Origin of the sequence: Syntrophaceticus schinkii, from assembly GCF_000946815.1 — a bacterium.
Classification (GTDB): Bacteria; Bacillota; DSM-12270; order Thermacetogeniales; family Thermacetogeniaceae; genus Syntrophaceticus; species Syntrophaceticus schinkii.
The window spans coordinates 1-14,914 of record NZ_CDRZ01000230.1; the positions used below are offsets into that span (position 1 = coordinate 1).

A 14,914-nucleotide genomic window follows, 5' to 3' on the forward strand; every position below is an offset into this window, starting at 1 on the left:
ACGTGGCTGGACGCAATAGCCATAACCGCCCCATCTCCCATATAAGCAATGACGATCAGGTCTGGGTTTGCTCTTTTGATTCCCACCATCACCGGTGTCGTTCTTCCATGGTGTGTCTGAACAGTGTCTACATTGAAAAAATCCCAGGAAAGGAGAGAACATCCGATGTCACAGCCAAAAACAACTCTGTCCTGAATCCCCAGTTCGTCAATTACCTGTCCCAGTGCTTTCAGGACAAGCCCGTGCCCACACCCAGGGCAGAACTTATGTGGTTTGGTCTCTGAGTTCCAGCTTTTCGGCATTTTCGGCATCTTTTCCATCATCTCTGTACCCCCTCTCCAGCCAGCAGTTCCCTGCACTTGACGCTGATCTCCTCTGGAGTTATCCCTACACCAGGGCGCAGCAAGGTGGCCACCGGGATATTCAGACCGTAGATGTTATTCTTGACAATCTTCAGCAACTGGCCGTAGGCTGACTCCACCACCAAAAGCATCTTTGCTTTCTCTGCTGCACGTCGCAGTTGCTCCTGCGGGAAGGGTCTCAAGGTGACAGGGCGAAAATAGCCAACTTGTTTTCCTTCAGCTGCCAGTTCCTTCACCGACATTGCCGCTGAGCGAAAGACTATCCCGTGGGCGATAACCAATATATCAGAATTATCTGTGTTATACTCCTCATATTCGATGATTTTCGATGACATAGCTTCATATTCTTCGATATCCTTGCTTAAAACGTCCAGCAGTTCTTCCTCAACATTATAGGTGTTGCGGAGATGTGTAGGTGGGCGATCCTCACCGGGTGTGCCCGGTTTTCCCACAAACGCTTCTGCAGGCACCATTTCGATCCCTCGTTCTGCTGGATCATAGATCACCAGGGATTCACGCATCTTAGCCTGGTAGCCGTCGGCCAAAACAAAGGTGGGAAAGCGATATTTCCAGGCAGAATTAAAAGCCTTGATAGTGTAATCAAAAAGTTCCTGGTGGGAAGAAGTAGAATAAACAACCCGCAAACCCTCACCATTTCCTCCAAAACAGGTTAGGGTAACCTCCTGTTGAGAATAGATCACCGTAGCAGTGGAGGGGCCGCCGCGCTGCTGTACCACCACTACTACCGGGATACGCATCGCCTCAGCCATAGACATGGGTTCCTGCATCAGCACATTACCTGGACCAGCAGTGGCTGTAAACGCTTTCTTTCCGGTAAGCACTCCACCGATAGTGGTAAACCCAGCAGATAGTTCATCCTCGGTCTGGAGAAATTTCTTACTGTATTTAGGCGCCAGCCGGGTCCAATACTGCATGATTTCGTTCTGCGGAGTAATTGGATAACCGTACATTATTTCCGAACCCGCCGCCAGGGCTGCCCAGGCAACTGCCTCATTACCAGTCATAAATACCTTTTGTTTCTCCTGTGATCGGTTTTTTTTCCAATTTCAATGTTAATATACACCCCCCACAAAAAGAGTATGGAGAAAGGGGCCTTAGCTTTTGGCCCCCCTTTCCTATTTACCTGTTTTTAATAGTGGAAACTATTTATTTGAATTGGCGACAATTTCTCCGATCTTGGCTTGAACATCAGCTGGGAGTTTTTCTGGTTCATGGTTTTCAATAATCTCTTTTGTCTTGATCTTAACAGCTTCGCCAAGTGTAAGCTTGCCATCATTTACCCAGTGGTCATAACGCTGGCGGTTGATCAGGCTGGGAGTCCAAGTCTCATTTTTGAAATGTTCAAAGGTATGACGTTGTGTCAGGAACTGGTTGCCAGGACCTACAGCTTTGATTACATCGACTGCCAGGGTATCTTCGTTAACCTTAATTCCTTCAACAATCCGGCGGATATGGCCGATAATGTCATTGTCCATTACAAGAAGTTCCAGTGAGCTGGTTGCACCATATTCCATGTACCCAATATCATGAATAAGGTTGGCACCGCTCAGTGCGGCCATCAAGCATGAACTGGTTGCCTCGATTGCTGCCTGCTCATCTACTGCTTTGGAGTCTGTGCATCCCGCTGTGGAGAACATTGGGATCTTGTAGTAGTGTGCAATGTCGGTAAATCCGGCATGGATGAGATCAAACTCAGGAGCACCATAGCTCAAAATCATGCTCTTCATATCCAGGATAGATGGAACACCACCCATAATAAACGGGGCACCCTCTCTTACCAATTGGCAGACAACCAATCCCGCAAGGCATTCTGCGTTGGAAACCACAATGTTGCCGGCCAGTGTTGCCGGAGCGGTCCCTCCACAACTCGGCGCTGGTGTATAGATAACTGGCAGGTAATTGCGAGCCATGAAGATCATCTTTTGGATTGCGTCTTGTGAGTGTGAAAAGGGTGAACTAGGCTCGGAGTACAGGCAGATAAAGGGGTTTTTCTGCAGCTCTTGTAAACTTCCAGCAATGGCAACACACATGTCAACCATTGTCTGGTAGTTTTTGGCGTTGTATCCCCAGTGCACGATTGGCTTCGTGGAGTTGGTCAGCATTGCTTCGAGCAGGTAGACATCAGCCACATCTGTAGGAACATCACGCGGTGTCCCCATATCCATCTGAAAGTCAATGTTCGGTAGGGAATCCATTACCTTGGCGGCTCTATAGGTATCGCTAATCTTGGGGAAGCGTTTCTCGCCTGTATATGGATCAAGGGTGTATGTGTTGGTTGGACCGGGGCCAAAATAGGTCTTGTGGTCCTCCAAGAATACCTTTCTGCTACCGTTTCTGTCACAGAGCACGATCCTGGAAGGAGCAGTTCTGATAGCCCACTCAACCAGGGCTGAAGGAAAGCGCACCCTGTTGCCATCAACATAGGCGCCGCCCTTTTTGAGGATCTCAATGGCTTCCTCATCATAGATGATAGCCCCAACATTCTCCATTACCTCTAATGTTGCGTTGTGGATCTCTTGACACTGGGATTCAGTAAAAACACTAAACTGTAAAGTTTCATTGACATTATAATTACTGCGCTTTTTCATAAATATTTCCCCCTCCTAATGATGAAGTTTTAAGCAACCAAGTTTTTTGCTAATTCTGCAGCTGTTGCCGCATCTGGAGCATATCCATCTGCACCGATGTCATCGGCAAAGTCCTGGGAAACCGGAGCACCGCCGATAATTACCTTAACACCTTTGCGGACCCCTGCTTCTTCTAAAGCATCGATGGTATCTTTCATCTTCATCATGGTAGTGGTTAACAGTGCAGACATGCCTACCAGTATCGCATTGTTCTCTTTCGCTGCATTAACAAACTGATCAGGTGTAATATCAATTCCCAGGTCGACTACCTTGAAGCCGCCGATTTCCAGCATCATGATTACCAGGTTTTTCCCGATATCATGCAGGTCACCTTCAACTGTACCAACTATTGCTGTACCAATGGTTGGAATTTCTTTCCCCATCAGCTTTGGCTTAATAATTTCCATTCCGGCTCTCATTGCTTCTGCTGCCATCAAAACTTCCGGTACAAACACATCGCCTTCCCGAAACTTTTTCCCAACAACATTCATTCCCGCAATTAATCCGTTATCGATAACCTCAAGAGGCTCGGCATTTGCCTGCAGTGCACGCTCAACTGCACCCTTTACCCGCTCCTCATCGCAAGCCTGAACTGCACTAGCAACTTCATTTAACATGTTCATACCTCCATGTACAATTTTTTTTAATAGAGTTTGAGCTTTGTACTGATGCTTTTACTGATGCCTTTTGCGTAAATTACTGCTCATCAACCACCTCCTGGCTACCCTATACAAGTAAAACCAGACAAAATGTCTTAAAAAGAAGTTTTGAATTGTTGCCATTTTAGCTAGGTTGGCAACCATATTTCCTTTGCTTTTATACAGTTGCAAGTTATGTGCCAATTTCCTTATCGGTATTTTTCCTTGAAATATCAACTTATTTGGTGGTTTTTATCGGTTTATCCATCTCATCTTACTGCCGAAGCGCAAAACTATGGGCACTTATCCAGAAAAAAAAGACAGTTACTGTGCTACCGCCAATGCAACATTGTTAGCATGCAAGCATTTTGGCAGGTTAAGGGGTTTAGAAAGGCAGAATATGTTCACCTTCCTATGCGAGAATGATCAGCAGTCGAACATCAACAACTGTTCTGATCGCATGAAATAGCCCTTATTCAAGCATTTTATTGATTTTGGGATACATATTACCAAAACATTCCGTTATGGTAGGCACTCATGATGTCTGGCATAAATTTTGCTCTTACAAATCTAAGTAAGAGTTATGCGGTGAATAAATTCTCAAAAGAGGTGATTTTAGGGAACAAGAGTTTGATTACACGGGGTTTTTATAATGATTTGTAATGAGATGTTTTAAATGTTTTAGAAGTTGCTGCAGCTAGGCTACCAAAACACAAAAAAGGAGGAGTTATGATGCTCAAGACTATGGAGAAAGACCGGGAGTGGGTTTCAAGCAAAATCAACATTGGGAAGGAATTATGGTATCTGACACTGGATGAAGTGCTTGCTACCAAACTATCTGAAAAAGACATCTTAAATCTTACAAACAATGCTTTGATTGCTCACGGCAAAAAGGACTATGAAATGCCGGCAAAGGTTGGGGTGCATCCCTTCAAGGAGGTATTCTACCATGCAATGCCCGCTTATGTGCCCTCTGAACTTGCATGCGGCATGAAGTGGGTCGAATGCTACCCGAACAACCCCAGTAAATTTAATTTGCCTCAGACAACAGGTTTAATAGTATTGAATGATATATTGTCAGGCTGTCCTATTGCAATTATGGACGGTACTTGGATTACTGCCATGAGAACACCCGCGGTTACAGTATTAGCTGCCGGTGCACTGCACCCTGATGCAGAAACCTTTGGTATGTTCGGCTGTGGTGTACAGGGTATTGAACACTGCAAATTCATAGTACATACACTTAAAAACCTCAAGAAGATTTACGTCAACGACATTAATCCGGAGACCATGGATAATCTGATTAAAGAAGTTCAGCCAAAAATCGATGTTGAGATCATTAAGTGTGAAGACCCTGAAGAAGTAGCCAAAAAATGCGAGGTTCTAAGCTCGGCAACAATTATTATTCAAGAAACTCTGTCTGCGGTTAAATATGATTGGGTTTCCAAAGGCCAAACAATTTTACCCTGTGACCTCAACACATTCTGGGATCCGGTAATTCCTCAAAAAGCTGACAAATACATTGTTGATAGTATCGATGAACACGAAATGTTTGCCAGCATGGGATATTTCCCTGACGGACTGCCTGAGATTACATGTGAAACCGGAGAAGTGCTTGCAGGACTTAAAGCTGGTAGAGAATCAAAGGATGAGTTAATCGTATGCAGCAATATCGGAATGTCAGTGTGTGATGTTGTTGTCGCTAGAGAAGTACTGGACCGTGCTTTGGAGAACAATATCGGGAGAAAGTTACCCCTGTAATATTAAAATGGTGCAAGAATATTTTCAGCAAACAAGTTTTATGCAATATTTTTTGCATCTTTCACTACATTAAAGAGGGACCAGAATAATTCCTGGTCCCTCTTTAACTTCCTTAGCTGAATAGCTTTCAACTAAGCCACTGATTATTAATTACGGCAATTAAATTAAACCCCAAGGTATGCTTCCTGTATCTCCTTACTTTCGAGAATATCTTTCTTTTCACCGCTGTAACTAATACGGCCATGTTCAATAATATAACCTCTGTTGGAAATATCCAGGGCTGCTTTAACATTTTGCTCTACAATAAGGACACTTACACCCTGTTCCTGGTGCAGCGTGGCAACGGCATCCATGACCAGCATCGTGTTTTTAGGGGATAATCCCATCGATGGTTCATCAAGCATCAGCAGTGTCGGTTCGCTCATCAAGGCACGCCCGATGGCCAACATCTGTCGCTCCCCACCGCTTAATGTTCCTGACGCCTGCTTTTTTCTTTCAGCCAATCTTGGAAAAAGGCTATATACTCTTTCAATTCTCTTTTTGATTTCGTTCTGGTCACTAACTGTATATGCACCTAACAGTAAATTTTCATAAACGCTTAGGGCCTCGAAAAGATATTTACCCTCAGGAACATAGCCCACACCCATGCGAGCAATATTACTTGTATCAACACCGGTTATTTCGTTACCTTGAAAAGAAACCGTCCCATCCCAAATAGAAAGAAGATTCATAATAGAATTCAACAGTGTTGTTTTTCCAGCACCATTTGGCCCTAGTATGCAAACAATCTCACCCTCGCTGACATTCAAAGAAACATCCCAGAGGATCTGCAAGCTCCCATAGCCACAATTAATATTTTTTACATCGAGCAAGGCGTCCATCCTCCTTAGTATTTATCACCCAAATATGCCTCAATAACCTTAGGGTGTTTACGAATCTCGCTAGGTTTTCCCTCGGCTATTTTTTCACCAAAATCTAAAACCACAATCCTGTTCGCTACGCCAAATACGAGTTTCATTAAATGCTCAATCAATACAATGGTTATCCCGCGCTCTTGCAACTTATGGATAAGATCTACAACATCGGTTAATTCTGCAGTTGTTAATCCAGCTGCAACTTCATCTAATAACAGCAAGTCACAGCCCCCGGCCAGTGCTGTTGCTAATGCAACAAGTTTGAGTTGGATTGTATTTAAATCTCTCGCCACAGTATCAGGAGCGGCTGGGAAATCAACAAATTCCAGTGCTTCATATGTTCTCTCTATTGCTTCCTTTTCCGTCAGCTGAAGCCCCCCGTATAAGGCACCCAGAACAACGTTTTCAAAAACAGTGAGGCGTGGGAAACTGCGTACAATTTGAAAGGTTCGAGCTATACCGTGTTTCCGAATCTCATAGGGTGGCATTGAGGTTATATCCGTACCTTTGAATATTACACTTCCTTCTTCTGGCTGTAGAAAACCTGAAATAACATTAATCAGTGTTGTTTTGCCAGCCCCATTGGGGCCGATAATTGCCAGTATTTCACCTTCATTCAGTTCAAAAGAAACATCTTTTAAGGCAACCAATCCGCCGAATCTTTTCGTAACATTTTGTATTTTAAGCATTTTATCACCCTGTTCTTTTGAAGTTGATGGAGAGCCTGCCCTTGTAGGAAGAACAGGCTCTCCTGAAAATTTAATTATTTAGCATAGTCAGGAACTACAATATCTGCTTGTTTGTATTCCTCTGGCCAAATAACCGTCCCTTTACCTTCGAAATATTGGATAACAGGGATAAAATACTTTGTAACGCCCACTTCAGGATCTGGCCAAGTTTCATCTGTAAACACGTACTCATCCATTAAAATGCCGTTCGTAAAAGATACTTTTCCGGTCTGTACTTCCTCAGTTGCGTATTTTAACAGAGTTTCTTTATCTAACTTGCCGTATTTATCATAACAATCCTGAAGGTTTTCAATGAAGAAACAGACAGCATCATAAGCTAAACCGGCGTTACTGGGGCCAGGTTCATAGCCAAAGCGATCTTTAAAATTATCTCGGAACTCTTTAGCTTCAGGTTTTGTCCATTGCGGAATTAAGTCTAATACGTAATTTGCAGAATCCCCGGTAAGCTGGTACCAGTCACCAAACCATCCCAAACCGTCGAGAATCCTTATCGCAGGTACCCCCAGCTCATCTGCCTGCTTGCAAAAAGAGGAAACCGCGGCGGGATCAGCGCAAGTTCCGATGAGAAGTGTTGCACCATTATCCTTAAATTTCTTAAGCAGTGGATAGAAATCGGTTTCTCCCATCGGGGTAAACTCGGGGCCAACGATTTCCCAGCCATAATCTTTAAATACTTTAATGGCTTCTTCTCCAAAGTCTCTACCCCAGTCATTATCTACACCATAGACACCGAGTACTTTTTTATTGGGGCTCCAAGTGCCATTTTCAATTGCCAGGTTAATTGCCTCAGCGTATCCCATCATTGTTTTGCCGGGGGAGGCCCACCATTTGGCGACATATACTTTATATTTATCAGGGTCGCTTAAAGCTTTCTCATTGATTACTTTTGTTGTAGACAACGAATAGAAGTGAGGAATCTGGTACTTGGCTACGACATCCATTACCGCAAGAGATACTTCACTGTTCCAACCCAAAATACCACACTGTATTTTGTCTTTAACAATAGCTTCTTCATACGTTCTGGTGGCTTTTTCCGGGTTTGACTCATCATCAATATACTTTAATTTAATTTTATATGGGCCAACCTTATAATCGATCTTTTCGAATTCCATCTCACAAACAGCTTTAAATTGCTCACCCACATGCGCACCCGGGCCTGTCATAGGTCCCAGTACACCGACAGTCAGAACATTTTCATCATCAGTGTCATCGCTCTTGCACCCAAATGCTATTGTGCTCAGCATGGTGATAACAACCAATAAGACAACTAATTTTCTTAATTTGATTGTTTTCTTCATAAAGCTAGAAACCTCCATTCTGCAAATTTTATGTACTTAAAAACCCCCATCTTAAAAAATGCTGAAAACTCCCCCTCCTTTCATCTTGCCGTAGAAATTTAAATTATGATTTTGCCTTGACCGGAGACAATTTTTGCAACAGATTACGGCAAAATATACCAAACTTGGTTTTCTTCAGTTTATTGGTAACAAAACCACTAAAACCATCCGGGTAAAAAATCATTACTGCTACAAGCAAGATGCCGTATATGATTAATCGGTACTCAGCCAGAAATTTCAGATACTCGAGGAGGGGAATAAACACAATTGCAGCGAGAAAACCTCCCCAGATGCTGCCGCGTCCACCCAAATATGCCATTGCCATAACTTCAATTGTATTACTGGTATGCATAACCTTTGGTGTCAAAACGCCAACAAAATGAGCATAAAATGCTCCTGCTAAACCGGCGATAAAACAAGATACAGTGAAATTGATTACTTTTACTTTAGTTGGGTTAATCCCCGCTGCCATGGCAGCATTCATGTCATCACCGATTGCTTTATAGGTTAAGCCTGCATGGCCGCGGGCAAAGCGGTTCATAATCACCCAGGTGATCAAGCACAATAGCGCTATTACAAAGTAGTAAGGTTTGTTGCTGGGATCGCTGAATAAATAGGGGACACTCAATCCGTTATGGCCTTTTGTTAAAGAAACCCAGTTAGCACAAACAGACATTAATGCCAACCCGACAAACCAGGTAAATACAGCCGCAAAAATACCCCTCAGGCGCAAGGTTAGTAAACCTGTGAGCAGACCTGCAACAGCAGTAACCAGTGGGGCAACCAGAAACCCAATAAAAGGGGATAAACCGAATTTCACCGCCAGGATCGCTGAGGTATAAGCACCCAATCCCATAAAAGCAGCATAACCGAAATTAACAATATTGATAAAGCCTGCCGTAAAGTCAAATCCCATAGCCAAACAGGCATAAATGAGACCAACAATGAGCAAGCGCAAGAGAAATTCGTCATGAACAACAAATGGAACCAAGAACATCAGGACAAAGGCGACTATCGCAATAGGCGTAAATCCATACTGCTGCAGTGTCCTCCATACTTTAGAGTTTTGCTCTGGCATAACTCGCACTCCTTCCGCAATATTGCTTTAGTCTATCTTTCCCAGGCTGTCTGTACGCCCGCTTTACCGCCAAATAGCCCGCTTGGTTTAAAGAGAAGAATCAGGGCAATAACTAATAGGCTTACTGAATCCTGCCAGCCAGCTCCAAGAAAATAGTAGGAAACAGTTTCTAATAAGCCAACGAGCAAACCCCCGACAATACTTCCCTCAACATTGCCCATGCCTACCAAAATAACAACAAACCATGCTTTATAAAGAGGCACTAAGCCAACCGTGGGATAAGCAGGGGTAACCGAAAGCAAGCAAGCACCGGCGATACCGGCCATCGCACAGCCAACTGCCAGTGTTAAGGCGTAGATGTTTTTTAAGTTAATACCTAACAACATTGCGCCTGCTTCATTCTGTGACACTGCCCGGATTGCTCTGCCAACTTTTGTCTTCTCCAGGAAAAACCATAAAAAAGCAATGGCAATCACTGCAATAACCAATGCCATGACGCGGTCAACAGCAATAGTTAAAGTCCCAATCTTGGCAACTCCCCCCCACAGTGCAGGGATGCCGCGATAATTAGCAGTCCATAAAAGTTTAGCCAAATTTTGCAAAACAACAGATATTCCTACAGTTACAAGGAAGGTGTTCATCACCCAATCCCCGCGTCCATACTTCCGCATTTGAAGGAAAACGAGCTTTTCTGTTAGATAACCCACCAGGAAAGTTCCCAGGCCGGCGACTAAAATGCAACCAATGGGGCCAAGATGGAGAGATGTGAATGCAAAAAAACCAAAATAAGCACCCAACATGTAGTACTCTCCATGTGCAAAGTTGCTAATATTCATGACACCGAAAATCAGGCAAGGCCCACAGCAATCAGAGAATACAGCCCACCTCGAAATACCCCTGTAATAAGAATCTCAACAATATTTCTGATAATTTCTCCGTCCACTCTTGCTAACCCCCTCAATCGTAGTGGCATTACACATATACAGCCAGTAATGAGCAGATCTGGCGGGTCCTGATAATATCAATAGTGATTACAATCATATCCACTCCCTTCTGATATTGTTTTTGAAACCCAATTACATATTCTGAAAATGAAAAGACGTCATAAATATAAATCGCAAAATACATGCCAACAGTGTTTCAGGCCATTTATAAATAATGACAGTAAAAAAGCATGATATCCAATTATGTAATAGCTAATGAATGGTTGATTCCATTGAAGAAACCATATTATGGTCGGGGATACGGTATAACAACCAGGAAGCGGCAGGCAGGCATGCTATATATAAGGATGACTGAGCATTTTATTATGCTGAACGCTATTTAACTACCGAAGAATAAGCAAATGGGGTGGATAACACCGTATTTAACCCGTATGATGCCTGATTTGCATGCAAAAACTTAAGCACTTAAATAGGACTGTGAAAGGGCAAGACAATAATATTTGCATGCTAAAAAATCAGCGGTCAACCACGCAACCGAAGCCATCCTGCACCCCATCCAGCAACTCCCTGCAATTACCAAATGGCAAAAGACCTGGCAGGAAAGATAGTAATCAGTTTCACCCTGGTCAGCATGCCAATAATATCCAGAGTGTAATGGATGGTACAGTTGCCGGTTATGTGTCTTCATGCGCAACAGGAACACTGGCAAGAGGGCAGTACCGAGCAGAATATCTGCCAGGGCTAGGTATCGTGCATGCAGATATCCCATTGAAGTGTTGCATATATTTCGGGAATTGGTAAATTTGGAATCCACAACGGTAAATCCTAGTAAAATGGATAATAAAATGCTTTCAGAGGTGTGATTTGTGGTGCATTGGTTCACACACACAACGGAAAAATAAACATTTGCATGGAATTTAACCATGGAAGAGGAAAACCGAGCATGGCTGTGTGAAAATAGAGGCCTGATGCCGGATGTCCGGACGGCCTCTGTTTTCATTATCTGATGGCGCCACCTAATATGATAATAATTTTGCATGCTGATATCTCGGCAGCAAATATCTATTGATGCTAATGATTTGTTGGTGACGTCGCTATCTCACTGGGTTTCGGAACCATGCAGATTGGCGGCGGTTTGAAATACTTTTGGGCGATACTAATAACGAAGCCCCCCCTGGCATTATACTTGCATCCCTTATTAGTATTAGTAAGTAAAATCTATTATTAGCTCTGCTTCCACAGGGCTTTTCTTATTAATAAACTTGCAAAAGGAGGCAAAGGATATGCAGTTTAAAGGTCTAAAAATCGGTGTACCAAAAGAAGTGATGAGTGGTGAACGGCGTGTTGCGGTTATTCCTGATACAGTTAAAAAACTAACTGCAGAAGGCGCAAAAGTATTAATTGAGAAGGGCGCAGGAATCGGATCATATATCAGTGATGAAGAGTATCTAAACGCCGGAGCAGAAATAGTTGGCAGCGCAGAGAAGGCCTATGCCGCAGCGGATATTATTATGAAAGTAAAAGAACCCCTGTTTAATTCGCAAGAAAACAAGCGTGAAGTTGACATGATGCATGAAAATCAGGTTTTAGTAACCTTCCTCCATCCTGCGGCTCCCTGCAACCACCAAATGGTAAAAGACCTGGCAGCAAAGAAAGTAATCAGTTTTACCCTGGACAGTGTACCAAGGATCTCCAGGGCGCAGTCAATGGATGCATTGACATCGATGAGTACAGTTGCCGGTTACAAAGGAATGCTTTCAGCAGCAGACCGCTTACCCAAATTCATTCCGATGATCGGTACAGCCGCAGGAATGATCAGACCGGCAACCGTTCTCGTGATCGGTGCAGGAGTGGCAGGACTGCAGGCTATTGCCACAGCAAAAAGACTGGGTGCAGTAACTCATGCAGTAGATATCCGACCTGACGCAGTGGAACAGGCCGCAAGCCTGGGAGCAAAAGTAATAGAAACCGGCGTTCCAGCAGATATTGCAGTTGCTGAAGGAGGGTATGCCAGGCATTTACCGCAAGAGTGGTTAACAAAAGAACGAGAAGCTATCACAGACATCGTAAGCAAAGCTGACATCATTATCTTAACCGCCCTTGTCCCCGGAAAGGTAGCACCGGTTTTACTGACAAAGGAAATGGTTCTGACGATGAAGCCGGGCTCTATTATAGTTGATATCGCCATCGACCAAGGAGGCAACTGCCTATTATCAGCCGGGGGTGAAATTAAAGAATTTAACGGAATTATTATTGATGGCTCAAAAAACATCCCTGCCAGGGTTCCTGTAAGCTCTACCTGGATGTTCGCTAACAATATTTACAGCTTTGTTGCGTATCTCTACAAGGATGGGAGTTTAGTGATCGACCAGGAAGATGAAATCACCGGTAAATCTTTGGTAACCAGAAATGGCCAGATAGTACACGCCGGTGCTTTAGAGGCAATAAACAATTATTAGTAAGATAGGAGGTTTGTAAAGAGATTGGGCACCTACGGGATTATTTCTTTATTATTTTGTGTTGTAATTCTCATAGGAATTAAACTGATGAGTTCTCCCAAAACAGCAGCTCTAGGAAACCGCCTGGGGGCGCTCAGTATGTTTTCAGCTATCCTACTGGTACTCATTTACAACAAGATCATTGATTTGCCATTGTTGTGGATAGCCATACTCATTGGGGCGGTGATCGGGTATTACATGGCTATTAAGGTATCTATGATTCAGATGCCCCAAATGGTAGCACTGCTGAACGGACTGGGGGGATGGGCATCAGCGTTTGTTGCACTGGTTGTTGTCTTGGAAAGCTATACACAGCTAGGACTGTTCAGCAAGTTTACAAGCCAGTTAGCTCTAGTAGTAGGAAGTGTGACCTTAAGCGGCAGCATTATTGCTGCGGCAAAGCTTGACCGGAGGATTTCCCAGCAGCCTGTAATTATTAAGGGACATAACTTGTTCAACTTTTTATGCCTTACCGCGCTAACCTGTCTGGTAATTGCAGGTTCTCTCTGTTCCGCACAAGCGGCTGGCATTATTTCATTGATTGTGATCATCATTTCACTGGTTTTTGGTTTGCTTTTCTCCATCAGAGTAGGAGGCGCGGATATGCCGATCACCATCTCCCTGCTTAACTCCTGCTCGGGATTAGCTGGGGCAATCTGTGGATTAACCATCGCTGACCCCCTGCTTGTAGGTGTAGGAGCTATAGTAGGAGCAGCCGGCATTATTCTCACAGGGATCATGTGCAAAGCCATGAACCGTTCTCTATTAGCGGTACTCAGCGGTTCTACAAGCGTCCAGATAAATGGGAAACAAGAGTCAATAGAAGCTACGTCTGGCAGTGGAGAGAGAAAAGATGTTCCTGTTCTAGATGTAAAAACTGTAATGAAAGAAGCAGAAAATGTGATCATTGTTCCTGGTTATGGAATGGCCCTGGCTCAAGCCCAGGGGCAAGTGAAGCGACTGCTTGATTTGCTGGAGAAACAGGGCAAAGATGTCAAGTTTGCCATTCACCCGGTTGCCGGCAGAATGCCCGGCCATATGAATGTACTGTTAGCAGAAGTAGATGTCCCGTATGACCAGTTGTGGGAAATGGATCAGATCAACACCGAGTTTAAGGAAACCGATGCCGCTGTGGTCATCGGTGCCTGTGATGTGGTAAACCCTGCGGCAATTTCTATGGAGGGAACACCCATTTACGGCATGCCCATTCTGAGGGTAGATCAGGCTAAAAACATTGTTGTATGTAATAAAGACTTGGAGCCTGGATATTCCGGAGTGCCAAACCCTTTATATGAACAATCAAATGTACTTTTGATGCTGGGTAATGCCGCAGATACGTTGGATCAAATAATTGATGACCTAAAGGAGTGAACTGCTAAATGAGCCCTCTTGTGCTGTTAATAATCTTTATTGCAGCCACAATAGCCGGTTATAAAGTTATCTCTGATGTCCCTGCTTTGCTGCATACACCACTGATGTCCGGTATGAATGCTCTGTCCGGGGTTACCATCCTGGGATCACTTGTCGCTACTGCCTTTGCAGTATCAACTGGGAACAAAGCACTTGGATTTATTGCCATTACACTGGCAGCCATTAACCTGGTCGGGGGTTTTGTAGTCACTGACCGCATGCTGAAGATGTTTAAAGACAAATAAGTCTTAATTGATAGATGATTCTTTACTTGTTCTGGTACTTCCAGTTATAAAAGGGGAGCGTAGCACTGGATGCTTAGATAATAATAAAAGGAACACAAAACTATGAAATTGCGAGGCACAGCATACACTGTAATATCATCTGTTTTCTTTGGTATCCTGCCTATTTTTGTCAAATTCGCATTAAACACTGGGCTTAAAACGAACCAAATTATCCTGATTCATGATTTTCGTTTGCTGCTCGTCTTCTTTCCTTTTTCTTTAACCATTTACCACAAAAAAAGGTACTTACGGGTAAGCAGGAACAGTTACGTGGTGCTTGTTATTCTTGTG

At 43.7% G+C, this 14,914-nt stretch carries 14 protein-coding genes; 5 read left to right on the top strand and 9 right to left on the bottom strand.

Annotation, left to right across the window (positions count from 1 at the left end; translation table 11 throughout):
• From SSCH_RS08295 to SSCH_RS08310, 4 genes are all read right to left on the bottom strand, one after another.
• Positions 1-323 (bottom strand): thiamine pyrophosphate-dependent enzyme (locus SSCH_RS08295; RefSeq protein ID WP_232294310.1); only part of this gene is annotated, 323 nt, incomplete at its 3' end.
• Positions 320-1,387, bottom strand: a complete 1,068-nt coding sequence (locus tag SSCH_RS08300; protein WP_044665059.1) for a ferredoxin oxidoreductase — start codon at positions 1,385-1,387, stop codon at positions 320-322. The genes SSCH_RS08300 and SSCH_RS08295, both read right to left, overlap by 4 nt.
• A gap of 138 nt (positions 1,388-1,525) precedes the next feature.
• Positions 1,526-2,971, bottom strand: coding sequence for a trimethylamine methyltransferase family protein (locus SSCH_RS08305; protein WP_044665060.1), 1,446 nt, complete (start codon positions 2,969-2,971; stop codon positions 1,526-1,528).
• A 29-nt stretch (positions 2,972-3,000) separates the two neighbouring features.
• Complete coding sequence (locus tag SSCH_RS08310; RefSeq protein ID WP_332306916.1) at positions 3,001-3,627, bottom strand: corrinoid protein; 627 nt, start codon at positions 3,625-3,627, stop codon at positions 3,001-3,003.
• Between the two features lie 750 nt (positions 3,628-4,377).
• Here SSCH_RS08310 and SSCH_RS08315 point away from each other — a divergent pair.
• Positions 4,378-5,409, top strand: a complete 1,032-nt coding sequence (locus SSCH_RS08315) for an ornithine cyclodeaminase family protein (protein WP_044665062.1) — start codon at positions 4,378-4,380, stop codon at positions 5,407-5,409.
• A gap of 164 nt (positions 5,410-5,573) precedes the next feature.
• Here the strand turns inward: SSCH_RS08315 and SSCH_RS08320 are convergent, their stop codons facing one another.
• From SSCH_RS08320 to SSCH_RS08340, 5 genes are all read right to left on the bottom strand, one after another.
• A complete protein-coding gene (locus SSCH_RS08320; RefSeq protein WP_052835469.1) occupies positions 5,574-6,281 on the bottom strand; it encodes an ABC transporter ATP-binding protein in 708 nt (235 codons plus the stop codon).
• Positions 6,282-6,295: 14 nt separating this feature from the next.
• Positions 6,296-7,012, bottom strand: coding sequence for an ABC transporter ATP-binding protein (locus SSCH_RS08325; protein ID WP_044665064.1), 717 nt, complete (start codon positions 7,010-7,012; stop codon positions 6,296-6,298).
• A 74-nt stretch (positions 7,013-7,086) separates the two neighbouring features.
• Positions 7,087-8,370: an ABC transporter substrate-binding protein gene (locus SSCH_RS08330; RefSeq protein ID WP_044665065.1), complete on the bottom strand. Its 1,284-nt coding sequence runs from the start codon at positions 8,368-8,370 to the stop codon at positions 7,087-7,089.
• A gap of 103 nt (positions 8,371-8,473) precedes the next feature.
• The gene (locus SSCH_RS08335) at positions 8,474-9,487 is read right to left on the bottom strand and encodes a branched-chain amino acid ABC transporter permease (RefSeq protein WP_044665066.1); all 1,014 of its coding nucleotides are present in this window, start codon (positions 9,485-9,487) and stop codon (positions 8,474-8,476) included.
• 32 nt (positions 9,488-9,519) lie between these two features.
• Positions 9,520-10,287, bottom strand: coding sequence for a branched-chain amino acid ABC transporter permease (locus SSCH_RS08340; RefSeq protein WP_044665067.1), 768 nt, complete (start codon positions 10,285-10,287; stop codon positions 9,520-9,522).
• Positions 10,288-11,714: 1,427 nt separating this feature from the next.
• Here SSCH_RS08340 and SSCH_RS08350 point away from each other — a divergent pair.
• The 4 genes from SSCH_RS08350 to SSCH_RS20205 all read left to right on the top strand — a co-directional run.
• A complete protein-coding gene (locus SSCH_RS08350) occupies positions 11,715-12,890 on the top strand; it encodes an NAD(P) transhydrogenase subunit alpha (protein ID WP_044665069.1) in 1,176 nt (391 codons plus the stop codon).
• 87 nt (positions 12,891-12,977) lie between these two features.
• The gene (locus SSCH_RS08355) at positions 12,978-14,300 is read left to right on the top strand and encodes an NAD(P)(+) transhydrogenase (Re/Si-specific) subunit beta (protein ID WP_232294311.1); all 1,323 of its coding nucleotides are present in this window, start codon (positions 12,978-12,980) and stop codon (positions 14,298-14,300) included.
• An 8-nt stretch (positions 14,301-14,308) separates the two neighbouring features.
• Positions 14,309-14,584 carry an NAD(P) transhydrogenase subunit alpha part 2 gene (locus SSCH_RS08360; protein ID WP_044665071.1) on the top strand — a complete coding sequence of 92 codons (276 nt, stop codon included), beginning with the start codon at positions 14,309-14,311 and terminating at the stop codon, positions 14,582-14,584.
• Positions 14,585-14,686: 102 nt separating this feature from the next.
• On the top strand, positions 14,687-14,914 hold a 228-nt coding region (locus SSCH_RS20205; RefSeq protein ID WP_232294312.1), incomplete at its 3' end, for a hypothetical protein.

What these genes read in the sequence shown, in the direction of transcription:
- SSCH_RS08350 (WP_044665069.1), top strand. Translation starts at nt 11,715, where the DNA reads ATGCAGTTTAAAGGTCTAAAAATCGGTGTACCAAAAGAAGTGATGAGT.
- SSCH_RS08330 (WP_044665065.1), bottom strand. Translation starts at nt 8,370, where the DNA reads ATGAAGAAAACAATCAAATTAAGAAAATTAGTTGTCTTATTGGTTGTT.
- SSCH_RS08355 (WP_232294311.1), top strand. Translation starts at nt 12,978, where the DNA reads ATGAGTTCTCCCAAAACAGCAGCTCTAGGAAACCGCCTGGGGGCGCTC.
- SSCH_RS08315 (WP_044665062.1), top strand. Translation starts at nt 4,378, where the DNA reads ATGATGCTCAAGACTATGGAGAAAGACCGGGAGTGGGTTTCAAGCAAA.
- SSCH_RS08300 (WP_044665059.1), bottom strand. Translation starts at nt 1,387, where the DNA reads ATGACTGGTAATGAGGCAGTTGCCTGGGCAGCCCTGGCGGCGGGTTCG.
- SSCH_RS08335 (WP_044665066.1), bottom strand. Translation starts at nt 9,487, where the DNA reads ATGCCAGAGCAAAACTCTAAAGTATGGAGGACACTGCAGCAGTATGGA.
- SSCH_RS08360 (WP_044665071.1), top strand. Translation starts at nt 14,309, where the DNA reads ATGAGCCCTCTTGTGCTGTTAATAATCTTTATTGCAGCCACAATAGCC.
- SSCH_RS08340 (WP_044665067.1), bottom strand. Translation starts at nt 10,287, where the DNA reads ATGTTGGGTGCTTATTTTGGTTTTTTTGCATTCACATCTCTCCATCTT.
- SSCH_RS08310 (WP_332306916.1), bottom strand. Translation starts at nt 3,627, where the DNA reads ATGTTAAATGAAGTTGCTAGTGCAGTTCAGGCTTGCGATGAGGAGCGG.
- SSCH_RS08305 (WP_044665060.1), bottom strand. Translation starts at nt 2,971, where the DNA reads ATGAAAAAGCGCAGTAATTATAATGTCAATGAAACTTTACAGTTTAGT.
- SSCH_RS08325 (WP_044665064.1), bottom strand. Translation starts at nt 7,012, where the DNA reads ATGCTTAAAATACAAAATGTTACGAAAAGATTCGGCGGATTGGTTGCC.